Source organism: Burkholderia sp. M6-3, assembly GCF_050858985.1.
Lineage (GTDB): Bacteria > Pseudomonadota > Gammaproteobacteria > Burkholderiales > Burkholderiaceae > Paraburkholderia > Paraburkholderia caledonica.
This window is the reverse complement of the sequence record NZ_CP110091.1, coordinates 2,530,786-2,544,818: the sequence shown is the minus strand read 5'-3', so window position 1 is coordinate 2,544,818 and position 14,033 is coordinate 2,530,786. Positions and strand designations below refer to the sequence as shown.

The 14,033-nt window shown below is 58.0% G+C and carries 11 protein-coding genes; 5 read left to right on the top strand and 6 right to left on the bottom strand.

Annotated features, from left to right (window positions below; genetic code table 11):
- Positions 1-623: 623 nt before the first annotated feature.
- A complete protein-coding gene (locus tag OH764_RS28970) occupies positions 624-1,232 on the top strand; it encodes a DUF3159 domain-containing protein (RefSeq protein ID WP_498849508.1) in 609 nt (202 codons plus the stop codon).
- A gap of 545 nt (positions 1,233-1,777) precedes the next feature.
- Here the strand turns inward: OH764_RS28970 and OH764_RS28965 are convergent.
- Positions 1,778-2,047 carry a hypothetical protein gene (locus tag OH764_RS28965; RefSeq protein WP_498849507.1) on the bottom strand — a complete coding sequence of 90 codons (270 nt, stop codon included), beginning with the start codon at positions 2,045-2,047 and terminating at the stop codon, positions 1,778-1,780.
- Positions 2,048-2,783: 736 nt separating this feature from the next.
- Here OH764_RS28965 and OH764_RS28960 point away from each other — a divergent pair.
- A complete protein-coding gene (locus tag OH764_RS28960; protein WP_498849506.1) occupies positions 2,784-4,175 on the top strand; it encodes an IS1182 family transposase in 1,392 nt (463 codons plus the stop codon).
- A 273-nt stretch (positions 4,176-4,448) separates the two neighbouring features.
- Here OH764_RS28960 and OH764_RS28955 read toward each other — a convergent pair whose 3' ends face one another.
- Entirely contained in the window at positions 4,449-5,579 is a 1,131-nt protein-coding gene (locus tag OH764_RS28955; protein ID WP_498848679.1) for an IS110 family RNA-guided transposase, read from the bottom strand.
- A 419-nt stretch (positions 5,580-5,998) separates the two neighbouring features.
- Here OH764_RS28955 and OH764_RS28950 point away from each other — a divergent pair, with 419 nt between their 5' ends.
- Positions 5,999-6,460, top strand: coding sequence for an ASCH domain-containing protein (locus OH764_RS28950; RefSeq protein WP_498849505.1), 462 nt, complete (start codon positions 5,999-6,001; stop codon positions 6,458-6,460).
- 447 nt (positions 6,461-6,907) lie between these two features.
- The gene (locus OH764_RS28945; protein ID WP_498849504.1) at positions 6,908-7,381 is read left to right on the top strand and encodes a GNAT family N-acetyltransferase; all 474 of its coding nucleotides are present in this window, start codon (positions 6,908-6,910) and stop codon (positions 7,379-7,381) included.
- A 378-nt stretch (positions 7,382-7,759) separates the two neighbouring features.
- Here OH764_RS28945 and OH764_RS28940 read toward each other — a convergent pair whose 3' ends face one another.
- On the bottom strand, positions 7,760-8,746 hold the full coding sequence (locus OH764_RS28940; RefSeq protein ID WP_498849503.1) for an NADPH:quinone reductase: 987 nt from the start codon (positions 8,744-8,746) through the stop codon (positions 7,760-7,762).
- A 122-nt stretch (positions 8,747-8,868) separates the two neighbouring features.
- On the opposite strand from OH764_RS28940, the gene OH764_RS28935 reads away from it, so the two are divergent.
- Positions 8,869-9,216: a winged helix-turn-helix transcriptional regulator gene (locus tag OH764_RS28935; RefSeq protein WP_498849502.1), complete on the top strand. Its 348-nt coding sequence runs from the start codon at positions 8,869-8,871 to the stop codon at positions 9,214-9,216.
- A gap of 952 nt (positions 9,217-10,168) precedes the next feature.
- On the opposite strand, the gene OH764_RS28930 is transcribed toward OH764_RS28935, so the two are convergent.
- The 3 genes from OH764_RS28930 to OH764_RS28920 form a co-directional block, all read right to left on the bottom strand.
- Positions 10,169-10,333 (bottom strand): FmdB family zinc ribbon protein, encoded by a 165-nt coding sequence (locus OH764_RS28930; protein WP_408122694.1) that lies wholly within the window; start codon positions 10,331-10,333, stop codon positions 10,169-10,171.
- Between the two features lie 388 nt (positions 10,334-10,721).
- A complete protein-coding gene (locus tag OH764_RS28925) occupies positions 10,722-11,126 on the bottom strand; it encodes a YbhB/YbcL family Raf kinase inhibitor-like protein (protein WP_498849501.1) in 405 nt (134 codons plus the stop codon).
- A 589-nt stretch (positions 11,127-11,715) separates the two neighbouring features.
- Complete coding sequence (locus tag OH764_RS28920; protein ID WP_498849500.1) at positions 11,716-13,575, bottom strand: tetratricopeptide repeat protein; 1,860 nt, start codon at positions 13,573-13,575, stop codon at positions 11,716-11,718.
- Between the last annotated feature and the right edge of the window lie 458 nt (positions 13,576-14,033).

Genomic DNA, 14,033 nt, shown 5'->3' with positions numbered 1-14,033 from the left:
ACTCATCACCGCGAAGCGGCCCGTGGGAGTCAGTCGCCCAGAAGCGGCCGTTCGCCAGCGAGTACTTCCGACCCATCCCGGTCAAATGACCTTCTCCGAAGCGGTCAGTCAGCTGAATCTGGTTTTTGCAAACCGGACTGCGCATAAGCGGCCGTTGGCGACTTCACCCAATCGGCCATGAGGTGCTATCCATCCGACCGAGCATGCGGACATCCGGGCGACCGCTTAACCCCTGACAGCGAACCTCTGCGTGTTTAGCAGGCCGAGTTAGTGACAACTCACCCTTGGACTTCGTTCATTTTTTCAATTGCAATGGCGCGGTCGGGAAGCTTATGTGGCGCAGAAAGTAAAAGGACGCGCGCGCAGCACTTTACAGAGTGCACAATCTCTGACGGAAAGCGTGCATGTTCCCTCCCGGATTCGGCCAGGATAAGCCCGGTCGGCAGTGAATTTCGCCGAAAAAAGTTAGCGTTTCCTTGATGAGCATCGTGATGGCAACACCCAGATCGCTAACACAGTGGCATTAGCATTACGACTCTGGCCCCACAGTTTCCAAATCACTGGACGGACTTCCTGCGAGCGTCGCACCCGTTCCGCTTGCGTGTCGACTCGAGACGATCGCCATGATTCCCTCCCATCGCTACGTCGTGGCATCCGTCATCAACGTCGTTCTACCGACGGCGGCTTACCGCGCGATGCTGCCGCATGTCGGCCTGGCCGTTGCGCTGCTCGCGTCGGCGCTGCCGTTGATCGCGTGGATGGGTGTCGATTTCCTGCGATTTCGCCATGTCGACGCCTTGAGCGCCATAGTGCTGGCCGGCATCGCGCTCTCGTTGCTGTTACTCATCTCGCAACCCGTCGCATGGCTGCGAGCGGCTCGCGAGCCGCTCGTGAGTGGCGTCATCGGCGTACTGTTTCTTTGCTCGCTTGCGCTGCGTCGGCCGCTCGTGTTCTATCTCGCACGCTCGACGCTCTCCCGCGAGCACGAGAGGCGCGAACTCGAATTCGACGCTATGTGGGCAAGCCGCCCGGCGCTCGCGGGATCGATCCGGCTCATCACGGCGGTTTGGGGCATCGGTCTTGTCGGAGAAAACGCCATGCGCTTCGGGATCGCCAGCATGCTGGATGGCCGCGATCCACACTGGCTTTCCTTATGCATCCGGTACGTCACGTATGGCGGCCTGATGGCGTGGACAGCCGCATACCGCCGGCTGCACATCAAGAGGCAATGAGCACATCGCATGGTGCAGCTCCGTAGTGTTGCGCCTGCGCTTGCCGAAGCCGTTCGCACTATTTACCGAAACGAACCGCGATGCTGCACGCATGGAGCGCGTCACGCATCCTCGACCGTCTGCGTGCGGTCGATCGCGGCCGGCACCAGGCGGACGCGCGTCCGAGAAGCTGGATGTGGCACGCGACGATGCCGTTGAGCCGCTGATTCATCAGCAAGGTCGCCGCCCGTGCACAATCGCCCTAGGCCGCGGTCATCGCGACAGCCTGTGCGACATCGATGCGGATATGCGGGGTGGCGCTGGCAGTGGCGGACCAGCCACGACGCAACCATGAGTGGTTTTTGCCGAGTGGCTGCTTTATATTGCGCCCCAAATCCGCTACAGACGCTACGTCATGCCCTATAACAAAGAGAGCCGCTTTGCGCCCATCGCCGGCAGTGACATCGCGCGCTGTCGCCCGGCTCGTACAGGTGTATTGCCATCGAAACGTTAAGTTCGCGGCCAGGCCGTCCAGCGCTCTATCACGCAATTCTGTGGGCGCGTCATTAGGAGCGAGAGCTGGAAAGATCATCAATTAACTTTCGCGCGGCGCTATATCCGCCCATCAGGGCGTCGGCCTCGGTGTCGAACGGACGGCTGCAGAGATCGCCGAACCTGAGCGGTGAAAAAAGTGCGACCGCCGTATCCGCCTGAAAAATTCTGACCGTGGCCAGATAGCCTCGCCGCTTTATCGCCGGACCAGGTGGTCGCCATGCGGATGCAGGTTCCACACTTACATCCAAGACATACCCTTGATATTCGTATGTACGGTTCATGGCGCGTCGTCTCGGTAATGATTGAGACCATATTAAGCGCCCGAGGAGCGCAAACGGTGCGCATGCTCATATTTTACTTGCGCACTCTGGCGATACTTCATATGCCGGTCTGGGCCCCGCAACGATCGACCGTTATTGAGGTCCGCGAGTGTCGGTAATGGGTCCGACATCACGATGACAAAAACCCGTAACCGATACTTCGGAAAGCTGATCGAGATCAAACGGTTGGTGTGCAGAGGCGCGACCATTTCCCCTGTGGCTACAGTCCGGCCGCGTTCTCGCATTCGCGATGGAGTTCTGTTATGGGCATCGGTATGCAGATAGCCCACGTCGCGTTTTCCGGCACAGCATCCTTGGAGTGTGAGGCGGCGATGCAGCTTTTGCGCCTGCAACGGTATGCCGCTTATGTTTCCGACTGCTGCCTATCGATCGAGAGTCTCGGCCCGTCTCGAGCGAACTCCTTGTACGAGGTTCGTCTTTTCATCGGGACGACAAAAAACAGGGCGAGACGCCTCAACGCAGAAGCAGCAATTCGGTACGCTTTTAACATCGCAGTCCGAACTCTCAAACGCCTTTGCTTGCATTGCCGGTTGTGACGGCCCATTAGCAAACGCGAAGCCGCGCGAGAAGCGGGTGGCCTAATCGTTTGCAGAGGTGAGGCGGGGATCGGCCGAGGCCGTGTCAAAACCCGGCCGATCACCTACACTGAATCAACCTTTTAGCGCGAGAGGCGGAGATGGGTCGATTCGTCGAAGGTGCGAACCGCAATCAGGCAACGCTGCTGCCGGAATGTCTCGAAGACTTCATCGCCGAAGACAATCCCGTCCGGATAGTCGACGCATTTGTAGACGAACTCCAACTGACCTCCTTGGGATTTGACGGGGCCACGCCCGCGATCACAGGCCGACCGTCTTACCATCCGGCCGTGCTGCTCAAAATCTACATCTACGGCTATCTCAATCGCGTGCAATCGAGCCGACGTCTGCAGCGGGAGTGTCAACGCAATGTCGAACTGATGTGGCTGACTGGTCGCCTCGCGCCAGACTTCAAGACGATTGCCGAGTTCAGGCGCAGCAATGGTCCGGGCATTCGCAATGTATGCCGGCGCTTCGTGGTGATATGCCGTGACCTGAAACTCTTCACGCAAGCAGTCGTGGCCATCGACGGCAGCAAGTTCAAGGCAGTCAACAGCCGCGATAACAACTTCACACCCAACAAGATTGCGAAGCGTCAGGAACAAATCGAGCAAAGCATTCAGCGCTATCTGGATGCACTGGAGACCGCCGACCGCACACAACCGGCCGAGGTAGAAGCAAAAACCGAACGGCTACGGGAAAAGATTGAAACGCTGCGCGAACAGATGCGCGATCTGGATAATGCCGCAGAACTGTTGAATGATTTACCGGGAAAGCAGGTCTCGCTCACTGATCCCGACTCACGCTCGATGATGTCGCAAGCCAAGGGCACAGGTGTGGTCGGCTACAACGTTCAGGTGGCTGTCGACACGAAGCATCACCTCATCGTGGCCCATGAAGTGACGAACATCGGTAACGACCGGACGCAGTTGAGCCCGATGGCCAAGGCCGCCCGCGATGCCATGGGCAAGAAGACGATCAAGGCGCTAGCCGATCGTGGGTGCTTCAGTGCCCCGGAGATCAAGGCGTGCGATGACGCCGGTATCGCGGCGCTGGTGCCGAAAATGCAAACCTCCAGTGCAAAGGCTGATGGACGATTCGACCGGGCCGACTTCATCTACATCGCCAGAGACGACCAGTACCTGTGTCCAGCGGGCCAACGGGCGATTTACCGATTCAGTTCGGTCGAGCGCGAAAATCCGATGACCCTGCGTACCTACTGGAGTAGCGCTTGCCCGAAGTGCCCGATGAAAAGCCAGTGCACACCAGCTGATTACCGGCGTATCCGACGATGGGAGCACGAAGCGGTGCTTGAGAAAATGCAGTCAAGGCTGGATCGCCAGCTCGACGCCATGACGATACGACGCCGAACGGTCGAACATGTGTTCGGCACGCTCAAGCATTGGATGGGTTCGACCCACTTCCAGACACGCCGTTTGGGCCATGTCGCGGCCGAAATGAGTTTGCATGTGCTGGCATACAACCTGATATGACTTTCCATGTCAATCGGAATGTAGGGTGTCCAGCGCTCTCCACGCGAATGAATTTCCTGAGGGCGACGTAGCAGTAAGTCTCGACGGTGGATCATGCTGATATCCGCGGGTTGGTTACCGCATTACAGTGGACCGTCTCATGAGCCTGCCGCATTCTTAAGTCGCAAGTCCGGGTGATATCGGTTGCGGGGTTGTGCCGCGGGTTACTCGAGTAGCCGGGCTACGCCGCCTTCAGGAAACTCGTGGATCTATGGGGTGATCTCCATCGTGTAATCAGGTTGTCGGTCTGTTACTGGGTAACGCGAGCGACATCGCCAGGCGCCCGATGTCCCAGATGAAACCCGACAGTTCACGGGCGACGGCCACGACCGTGGTATTGGCATGCTTACCACGCGCGGAGAGTCTCCGGTATCGGCGACACAGTCGAACCTGCGCGTCCCAGGCACGATCGATGATCGCCTTCGGAATGCCTTCATGTCGACGCTGAATGTCGGGACTTACGCGTGCCGGGTGCCGGTAACTCCAGGCAGCCTCGACGAGCAACTTTCTTGCATAGCTATTGCCGGTCTTGGTGATGCTTCCCTGCCGTCGCTTGTCACCCGATGAGTGTTCTGACGGGGTGACGCCGAGCCACGCCATCAATTGACGCGGATGTTGAAAGCGCGACAGATCTCCGAGTTCGGCAAGCATTCCAACGGCCGTGGTGAACTGCACACCGCGCATGGCCTGCAGGCCCAGGACTGCCGGATAGAACCGCCAGTTTGTCACTGCCTCACGCAAGGCACCTTCAACACGCTGGCATTGCGCGAGCCGATCTTCAATCGTGCGCCGAAGTTCCTCAAACGCGAATTGTTGCCATTCGCTGCCGAACGCATACTGGCTCACCCAGTGTCGGTGGGCAGGTCCCCAGTCGGCGTGACCGCTATAGCGTACATCGTGTGCAAGCAGAAACGACTTCAGCCGCTGCCGCGCCTGCCTCAGATCGTCTTTGGCAGTCATCCATGCACGGGCGAGATCGCGAAATGCCTCGTCCTCGACGGTCGGCACGTGTACAGCTGACAGGTCGCCAGCCCGTAGGGACCGCACAAGCTTGACCGCATCGCGCCGGTCCGTCTTGACGCGCTCGCCGGGTTTCCTTGGAATCAGTGACGGTGCGCACACCATGCAGTCGAATCCCTTCTGGACCAGTTGGCGGTAAAGCCCGTAGCCACATGGCCCTGCCTCATAGACGACGCGTACGTGTCGCGCTTTCGATTGAAGACGCTTGCACAGGCGATCGATATCCGTCTTCGTCGTACCGGTCTTGCCGGGCAGTTCGACCTCGCCCGCGCCGAGCGCATAGGCGACCGTGATCGACTCCTTGTGAACATCCAGTCCCACGTACACCGTGCTATCGTTTTCCATGCTGGCCTCCGTGCCGGAAATCGCCAGGTGTGGCGCTGTCCACACCATGCGGCTCTGGCAGAAATGCTAACCCGCGTCTGATTCCTCACGGCGGGCCAGCCTCTGCCTCACGGAAAGTCATAGTGTCTCAAGCGAGTCATCAGGATTCTCGGGTTCGCAAAGACGATGCGCGCAATGAAGCTGGCAGGCGCGTGAACTCGCGCGCCAACGTTGTTCATTGAGCAAAGCTCGATCACGTCATCCGCTTGCGTCTCGGTCCAACGCAATCGTGCTCCCGACAGGACTTCACCAACCGGGCGTTCTGCACGTTTTTACACGGCCTCGGCCACTTTGAGACGTTCGACAGCACCGGGTAGATGGTTGACAATCGGCGCGTAGATGCCCCGATATAGCGGGTGCAATAAACTGGACTCTGTCGAATGGACAAGAACGTAGAAGAGTTAATCGCTGAGTTGGCCGAGCGAGGCGTCCATCTACCGAAAGGTAACGTTAGAATCGGCGGTTTCGGGGACTCAGAGGCGCTTTCAGAATCGCTGATCACCCTCATCCTGACTGGCGTAAAGCGCGGTACTTGCAGCTTGGTTTGGTCTTGGGATTTCGACGGTGCGACACTTCCTGAGGTCGGGGATATGGAGATCGTGCTTGACTGGCATGGTCGGCCAACGTTCGTTCGACGCGCCACGGAGGTGGAAATCGTGCCGTTTGACGCCGTGACCGCCGATTTCGCAGCTAGCGAAGGCGAAGGTGACTACTCGCTATCGCATTGGCAAACAGAGCACTGGAAATTCTTTACCGACGAGTGCAAGCGAATTGGCCGGACGGTTGATAAAACGATGCCTCTCGTGTGTGAGAGATTCGAGGTCCTTTACGCTTTCGCTTGAATACGCGATCCGATCGACCGCTGCCTTGGGTATCAAGCATCAAGCCCGGGACGCGTGCCGCCACTCGAAACATGTTCCGCATATGCCTGCAGGGCCCTCACCGGCCCAATTTGAGCCGCTCGTAGCCACTGCCTGAATTGGTCAATTTTCACATCGCTATTGACAGCTTCGCTCTAGAACGGCAACCTCGGGTCATGAACTACGACGCGCGCCACTTCATGATGTGCACCATGACCGCCTCTGGCGAGTCGTGGGAATCGTGACGTTCATACGTCGCACATAGATTTCCTCAACGGCCCCGCCAGTCATGACGGGGCCGAGTCTTTTAATCGCTCCGTTTTGTATTGGCACAGATAGGAGTGATTGCATGTACGACAAAGTATCTGTTTCCGACCTTCGGAGTCTGATCGACGCCTGGACCTGGCAGATCGCGCCGAGGAGCGCGGCATGGTGACGATACGAAAAGCTAGCAGTGGCGATGTGCTCGACGCGTGGGATATCCGCAAGGCTTCGGTACTTGCCGCGTGCGTTAAATATTATCCAGAAGCATCCTTGTCAGCGTGGGTTGATGGCTCGCCGACCGACAAATGGGCCAGCGTCGTCGAACGCGACTTTTACGTAGCCGTCGATGAAGGATTTGTCGTTGGCACAGGGATGCTTACCGTCGCAAGTGGGCAAGTGGACGCCATCTTCGTCCGGCCGTCTCACATGGGGCGCGGTATTGGACGCAAGATGCTGCAGTCACTCGAAGCGTTGGCTCGCGATCACGGACTTGCCTCGATGCGGCTCGATGCCACGCTGAATGCAGCACCGTTTTATCGTTACTGTGGTTGGTCGGGCGATTTAATTTCGACGTACCGAACGTCGCGCGGACTGGAATTGCCTTGCGTGCCGATGACAAAGTGCGTTGCCCCGGCGTAGCTTGATCCCGTGCCGACTGCTGCCGCCCGCAGTCGGCAAAACGGGAGGCTGAATGGCCGCAGTCGGGAACCCTGTGAGTCCGCTCAGGGTCGGTGTGCGTCTGTCGGCTCCTGAAACTCATCACCGCAAAGCGGCCCGTGGGAGTCAGTCGCCGGAAGCGGCCGTTCGCCAGCGAGTACTTCCGGCCCACTGCTGCCGGTCGACCCAGCGCGACAGATAGGGCAGCATTTTAAGGTACACCGGACGTTCGCTTAGTCGCATGGGCAGAAGGGGGTTCAGCCGATGCGGTCATAGCGCTCTTATGCCCCGACTGACCAAAATCCCCGACAAGCTGCCACCGAAGACTCTCGGACCGCAAGCTCTCCACATCAAGCCGTGTCAGTTTATCGCGACGACGATCTTTCCTGCGATTTCACCACTCTCCTGGCACTGATGCGCCTCTGCAATGCGCTCCAATGGCACAATCTTACCGATGGCCGGAACATAAGCGTTTGCCGCGAGACATGCGTTAATAGTAGCGACCGCCTCCAACTTTGCATGATTCGGCACCGTATAAATGTAAACGAACCGGAATACGCTTCCTTTAACCATAGCCTTGAGAATGGGCAATGCCAGTTGCTCGCTCGCATCTTCAAGACCATAGGTGCTTATCACGCCACCTATGCTTAAACACGCGAGATCGATGTCCAGGTTAGCTGTGAGCGCCACCTCAACGATGCGGTCGAACCCTTGATTGCTGCTTGCCGACCGCAGTGTTTCAACTACCGCATCATCTGTTCGAAGTGCGACGACGTCTGCCCCTGCTCTACGCGCACTGGCTTCGTGCTCTGGTTTAGTTACCGTAGTCGCAACCCAGGCGCCGGCCCATTTTGCAAGCGCAATCGCTGCGGAACCTACAGCGCCGGCTCCGCCATGTATAAGTACTCTAAGGCCGGTAATCGGGCCGTCGGCGAAGAGGCAGCGGTGCGCGGTCAGGGCGGGTATGCCAAGACACGCACCCATTTCAAATGACACGCCCGCATGAAGCGCAGCGGCCTGTACCGCAGGAACGACAACGTACTCCGCAGCGGTACCATGTGGCTTCCCGTATTGGGCCTCATAAAGCCAGACGCGATTACCGATCTGATGTGTGGTCACCCCAGCTCCCACTTTGTCAATGGTACCGGCCCCGTCCTGATGAGGAATAATCGCAGGAAAACCCATTTTGGCGGAGAATCCTGTACGAGCTTTAATATCCGATGGATTGACACCCGAGGCATGAAGTTTGACTCTTACTTCGTTTGGTCCCGGTTCTGGGAGCGCGAACTCGCCCAACTTGAGAACTTCACTGGCTGGACCTTGACGATCGTAATATGCAGCTTTCATGACCTTGCTCCCTATCGACATCAATCTTCGTAAGGGGCTTAATGTCAATGCTACGGAGTTTGTACGCAAGTAGGCACAGGTTTGATATATAGGGAAGAACAGTATCCTATTGGATTTAGCGGATGTCTCTTTTGACTAAATACCCATGTGCAGTTCAGGTCACTGTCGACGTTGCCGGTGGCAAATGGAAGCCGCTCATCATTCACTATTTAATGGATGGGACAAAACGTTTTGGCGAGTTGCAACGCCTTATTGGCACAGTAACGCAACGTTCGCTTACGCTGCAAATCCGTGAGCTTGAATCGCACGGAATCGTCCGTCGCGAGGTGTTCAATGAAGTGCCGCCACGCGTCGAATACACGCTGACTGAGTTTGGCCAGACGCTTACACCTGTACTTGACGCGATGAAGCGTTGGGGCGAAGAGTACATCGATAGCGCCCGAGATGTGGACGTCGACCGCCGCGATTGAATGGCCGTTCATACGACAGAAAACGGTGAGTCCGCACCAGCGTGTTGAGGGGCCGCTAAGGTCGATGAGCCGTCACCGAGTTTGCTGGATTCAGTGACCGTACATGGACGCCCCCGGTTTTGCCAGGCTTTCAGAACGCGATGACTGGAAGGTAGATTGCAACCGTACATTCGGACTTTAGCTGCGGCTGCGCCGCTGTCCCTGATGGGTTTCGCTGGTCGGTTCCCCGTCGCTTTGGCAACGGTCGTTCGTAGCAACTAAACGGCCGACGGGTTGATCCGACTTTGTCGCTATTCGCTGCGATTCGAATAATTCGAGTCACCTATGTCGGTTTTTACGTAAAGCTTTCGGGTGATCGCCCTCTCGTGAATCAGAACTGGTCCAATCAGATACGCGGAGGACATAGGGATCGCCCAGCCTGCTATGATCACTGCATCGACCACGCGATAGAGGTCCGGCGATGTCCAATGCCATCACAAAACCAACGCTCCAACCTATGCAACTCACGGACGGAAGCGGGTACTACGTGCGAGTAACGTGGCCAGACGGCTCTCAGGAAGAGATTCAAGACCTGAATACCGGTTCTCCGCCGTTCGTCAGCGAAGCTGAAGCGGTTGACTGGATCGAGAACGATTCACCCGATTGGATCGAGCGTCATCCGAGATCACGGTAGTCGAACCGGATTCCGACCATGCCAATAAAGGCATTTCGACTTCATCGACAAGTATGCAGGCGACGAAACAGCCACCAAGGCGATCTTCGAGCATTTTCGAAGCACATGACCGTCATTGCAGTTGGTGCGGCGGGTGCATGGATACTCCGGCGTCCGACGACCGGCCTGAGTGACCTGATAGACCAACTTGCAGGATTCGCACTCGCGGTGATAGCAGTGAGCCTGTTTTATCTAGCTGCAGTGGATGCCGGATTGTGGCTTCGCCGGGTCAGACAGATTTCAGCTCTTTCTGGATGTTTTCGGCACAAATGGCGTGGGTATGTGCTGAACCTTCTCGCTCCCGCACTTCGGACAAGCCGGATGAGCGGTTTCATGTTCAGCAAGATGTTCGGCATGTTCGAAGATCTCACCACACTTCTCGCACCTGTACTGGTAAGTCGGCATGGCATTCCTCCAACGAGAATCCTGCGGGTCGTGCTGACCAGATAGTGTCTACGACGCCGACAATAACCCATTAGTACTGGAAAGTGCAGGAAACGCCCGCGTTCGCGTCTCGGGCAGCACTCATCGTATGCGCGGCGCAAACACCGGTATCCCCGTGCACGGCCTAGTAATTGCACCTACCACCCGCCCCACATTGGCCGGATGCTGCTGTCGTGACGGGCCGCACCAGCCTCTCAGCCTGTGGGCACGCCGCATCGGATTGCAGCGACCGATAGCGATCCACGTCATACACCACATTGCTCTCACACGCCCGCAGTCCGTGCGCATTGCATCGGCACCACCGGATTTTCTTCGTCAGCAAACTCGATTTGTAAAACGACGCCATCGCTCATCGCTTCTGATAGGTGCCGATAAGTTCCGCGTGCGTTAGTACATGCCCCTGCATGGCCTTTTCGAGAGCGGCCTTGCCGGGGCTTTTCAAATCGGGCAGTACGGTGTCGAGCGCATACAGTTTGTGGAAATAGCGGTGGCGTCCCACGGGCGGACACGGGCCGCCGTAAGCGGCACGCCTGAAGTCATTGGTGCCTTCGAGCGTGCCGCCCGGCAAAGCCTGCGCAGTACCGTCATCGGGCAGCCCGGTTGCCGTCGGCGGGATGTTGTAGAGCACCCAATGTACCCAGGTCATTTTCGGCGCGGCCGGGTCCGGCGGGTCAGGGTCGTCGACGATCAGCGCCAGGCTTTTTGCGTTCGCGGGCACGCCGAACCACGCGAGCGGCGGGGAAGACTGGGTCATGGCAACCTCCTTATTGGGTCGCGACCATGCTTATATTCTAGGTCAGCGCTTACCGAAGTGACGTGCGACGAGTGCATGCATCCGCGGATCGAACGACAGCTTGCCGGTACAGATTCGACGTTCGAATGACCGCGTGACCGTATCGACGACTGGCCGAAACTGGCCGGCTACCGTCTCATACGATCGGCGTATGTCGACCCACTCCGGTCAGACGACCCTCTCCAAAGCGGTCAGTCAGCCGAATGAGCGTGTTGCGCACCGGAGCGCCATGAAGCGGACGTTGGCGACCTCACCCAACCGGCCATGAACGGCCATTCAAGGTCGTCGCCCAGTTTCCATGCCCGGGGTGTCCTTGACCCTTGCTCAATGACCGTTTTACGGCGAGCAAATCACGGGTGACACTGCCTCGATCCGGCCAGGAGCAGTCGTTCAGTTGCGGATGCAGTCGGCCACTCAGACGTCCAGTTCTCACTTTAGAGCGGACTTTTGGAGACTGAAGAGTTTCGCCCTGAGACGTATGCGAGGCGCTCGATAGGTTCGTGAGATACGCGACCTGTTGCCCCGCTGCCGGCGAGTCCTCCTATCGCGTTCACCAAACGCCGGAGTCAGGTGAGGTCAGTCGATAGGGCTCGACGACTCCGTAACGTGAAAGTGCAGCGCGCACGTCGCGTCGATGCAAAACGGTGTCCAGCCGACGTGCCATCGTCGCGAGAAAAGGTGTCGGGTTAGGCGTCGGCGCGTAAGCTTGATCTGCGGCTAGTTCATAGTTGCGAGTCAGCTGGTCCTTAAGGCGTCCGAGGATCACCTGAGCCAAGCGGTCTTCGTCGTCGATGCACAACAGTGACAACCTCACGGACTCAGGGTCGAGGCTCGGATGCACTAGCAGCGCGTCAACGGCAGCGCGCGCTTTTGCCTTCTCGCCCGATTGTGCATAGGCGCAAACCTTCACTTGCGCTAATTCCGTCAAACCGTACTCGCTTGCGTCCTTGTCGTCCACGTCTTGAACTGCACGAAGCGCCTCTTGTGGTCGCCCGAGTCGATAGAGCATCTCTCCCAGATTTATCGTTTGGCTGGCGACGTCCTTTTTTTGCCGGTTCGCTTCGTCACGCGCAGCCTCCGCTGCTGACAAGGCCTCGTTCCACCGTCCCAACCGCGACAACGCCTTTGCGCGGGAGTCCAGCATCCAGCGCAGATTGTCGGTCAGATCATCAAAGGGCGGCCGATCGGCAGGCGCGCTGTTGATTTTTTCGATCGCAGTGTCTATCACCGCAAGTGATTCAGCCGACGCGCCTACGTTGCGAAGCGCCTCAGCGAGCAGTTGCTGCGCTGAAATTCTGCGAGGATGATCAGCCGCCTGCTGGCGCAAGTAGTCGATATAGCGTCGATTCAACACGTCATTGTCAGCGTAGCGCGAATTACCGAGCAGTGCCTGCCTGTAACGGTTGTCCGCACGAAGACGCACGATCTGGTACGGGTCGACGATCGCCATTAGATAGCTTTGGGCTTGAGCGGACTCGCCGTGGTCGACATCGTATTCGAAGAGTTCAGCCCAAAAGGACTGCAGACCGGCGCGTTGGGCGTCGTCGTCGGGCCTATAGCCGGCCTGCCACAGTGCCCGCTGGACCATGTGACGGTGATAGCCGCCGTCATTCATTTCGTGGGTGGCATCCATAATCGTCCAGATCAGCCCGATATCAATGCCCTGTGCTTTGGCGGGGGCCGCTAGCAGCGCGGCGCTCAATGCTTCGGCGGCGACATAGTTGTGGCCTGTCGTCACTGCCGTGGCCATGAGCATCTGCCAGTATTCGAAATTGCGAAGGTCTGGCGCGATGTCGCCGGCTCGGATCAGATTTTCATACACGCCCTGAGATTCGCCGTTAACGTTCTGACAAATTGACAGTCCCACGTACGCAGCGAACCGCGACCGGGCCGGCGCGTGATCGATGTCTGGCGAACCAAGAAATGCCCGAAGATCGGCTTCGGCAACTTTGTAGTCGCCACTGCGTATCTTTGCCCAAGCATCTCCCAGCGTTCTGGACGGGTCGGCGAAAGCGGGGGCGGCTTGGCCTGAGTGCGGTTGGTACTCGGGTGCTGTTGCATGCGCCGCCAAGGGCGTGCTGCCCAAGCCCACTACGGTAAAGCAACCAGCAGCGAATACGGCGAGTTGGCGAAAGGGGTGCATGTTCGATAGGGTTGGCAATTGCGATACGCAATGCGCCTGAAAATGGACATTAATGGTCGAGCGGGCTGCAGCACAGCAGTGGCACTGCTTGTCTACCGTCGCAACATATCTATCGGCAATCTCCGGAATGTCTTTAATGGTCAGCAAGATAACCAAGCGCGCACCTTGCTTTACTCGATGACGCGAACGACCGAGAAACGCCAGAAACCTGCCAGTAGCGTTAAACGGCGTCAGATGGCAGTAACGGGTCGATGCATGCTCTCGCATGAAAGCCCGTACCTGAGACGATCGTCCGCCGTTGGCATGGGGCTCTGTGCGGCCATGAGCCGCCGGTCGAGGTCGCCATCCAATCCGGTTATCCAAGGTCTCGTCCGTCCACGCTCAATGGCCGGTCTCCGATTGCCTCAAAGCGGCCACAAGTGGCCTCTCGTCTACACGATTGCACAGACATTCGAGCGTCGGGATAGCGCTCAGCTGCAGCCCTTCCCGCTCTGCCCGTTCAACGCACAGGCGTCAGACGGGAATGGCAAAGCCACGAATCCACTCTCCATCTCAACGAAACTTGATCGATGCAGCCCAAGAGATGGCGGCTGCGGCAATGTTCGCGGTGAAATAGAGAACGCACGGTAACGCACGAAAACGCGCAGCTCGCCGGCTCGTAGATTGCTGGAATCTCAACAGCCGAGGACTTCAGGCAGCGTTTTCGTGGAGTGAACCACCCCGGG

What these genes read in the sequence shown, in the direction of transcription:
- OH764_RS28970 (WP_498849508.1), top strand. Translation starts at nt 624, where the DNA reads ATGATTCCCTCCCATCGCTACGTCGTGGCATCCGTCATCAACGTCGTT.
- OH764_RS28965 (WP_498849507.1), bottom strand. Translation starts at nt 2,047, where the DNA reads ATGAACCGTACATACGAATATCAAGGGTATGTCTTGGATGTAAGTGTG.
- OH764_RS28960 (WP_498849506.1), top strand. Translation starts at nt 2,784, where the DNA reads ATGGGTCGATTCGTCGAAGGTGCGAACCGCAATCAGGCAACGCTGCTG.
- OH764_RS28955 (WP_498848679.1), bottom strand. Translation starts at nt 5,579, where the DNA reads ATGGAAAACGATAGCACGGTGTACGTGGGACTGGATGTTCACAAGGAG.
- OH764_RS28950 (WP_498849505.1), top strand. Translation starts at nt 5,999, where the DNA reads ATGGACAAGAACGTAGAAGAGTTAATCGCTGAGTTGGCCGAGCGAGGC.
- OH764_RS28945 (WP_498849504.1), top strand. Translation starts at nt 6,908, where the DNA reads ATGGTGACGATACGAAAAGCTAGCAGTGGCGATGTGCTCGACGCGTGG.
- OH764_RS28940 (WP_498849503.1), bottom strand. Translation starts at nt 8,746, where the DNA reads ATGAAAGCTGCATATTACGATCGTCAAGGTCCAGCCAGTGAAGTTCTC.
- OH764_RS28935 (WP_498849502.1), top strand. Translation starts at nt 8,869, where the DNA reads ATGTCTCTTTTGACTAAATACCCATGTGCAGTTCAGGTCACTGTCGAC.
- OH764_RS28930 (WP_408122694.1), bottom strand. Translation starts at nt 10,333, where the DNA reads ATGCCGACTTACCAGTACAGGTGCGAGAAGTGTGGTGAGATCTTCGAA.
- OH764_RS28925 (WP_498849501.1), bottom strand. Translation starts at nt 11,126, where the DNA reads ATGACCCAGTCTTCCCCGCCGCTCGCGTGGTTCGGCGTGCCCGCGAAC.
- OH764_RS28920 (WP_498849500.1), bottom strand. Translation starts at nt 13,575, where the DNA reads ATGCGAGAGCATGCATCGACCCGTTACTGCCATCTGACGCCGTTTAAC.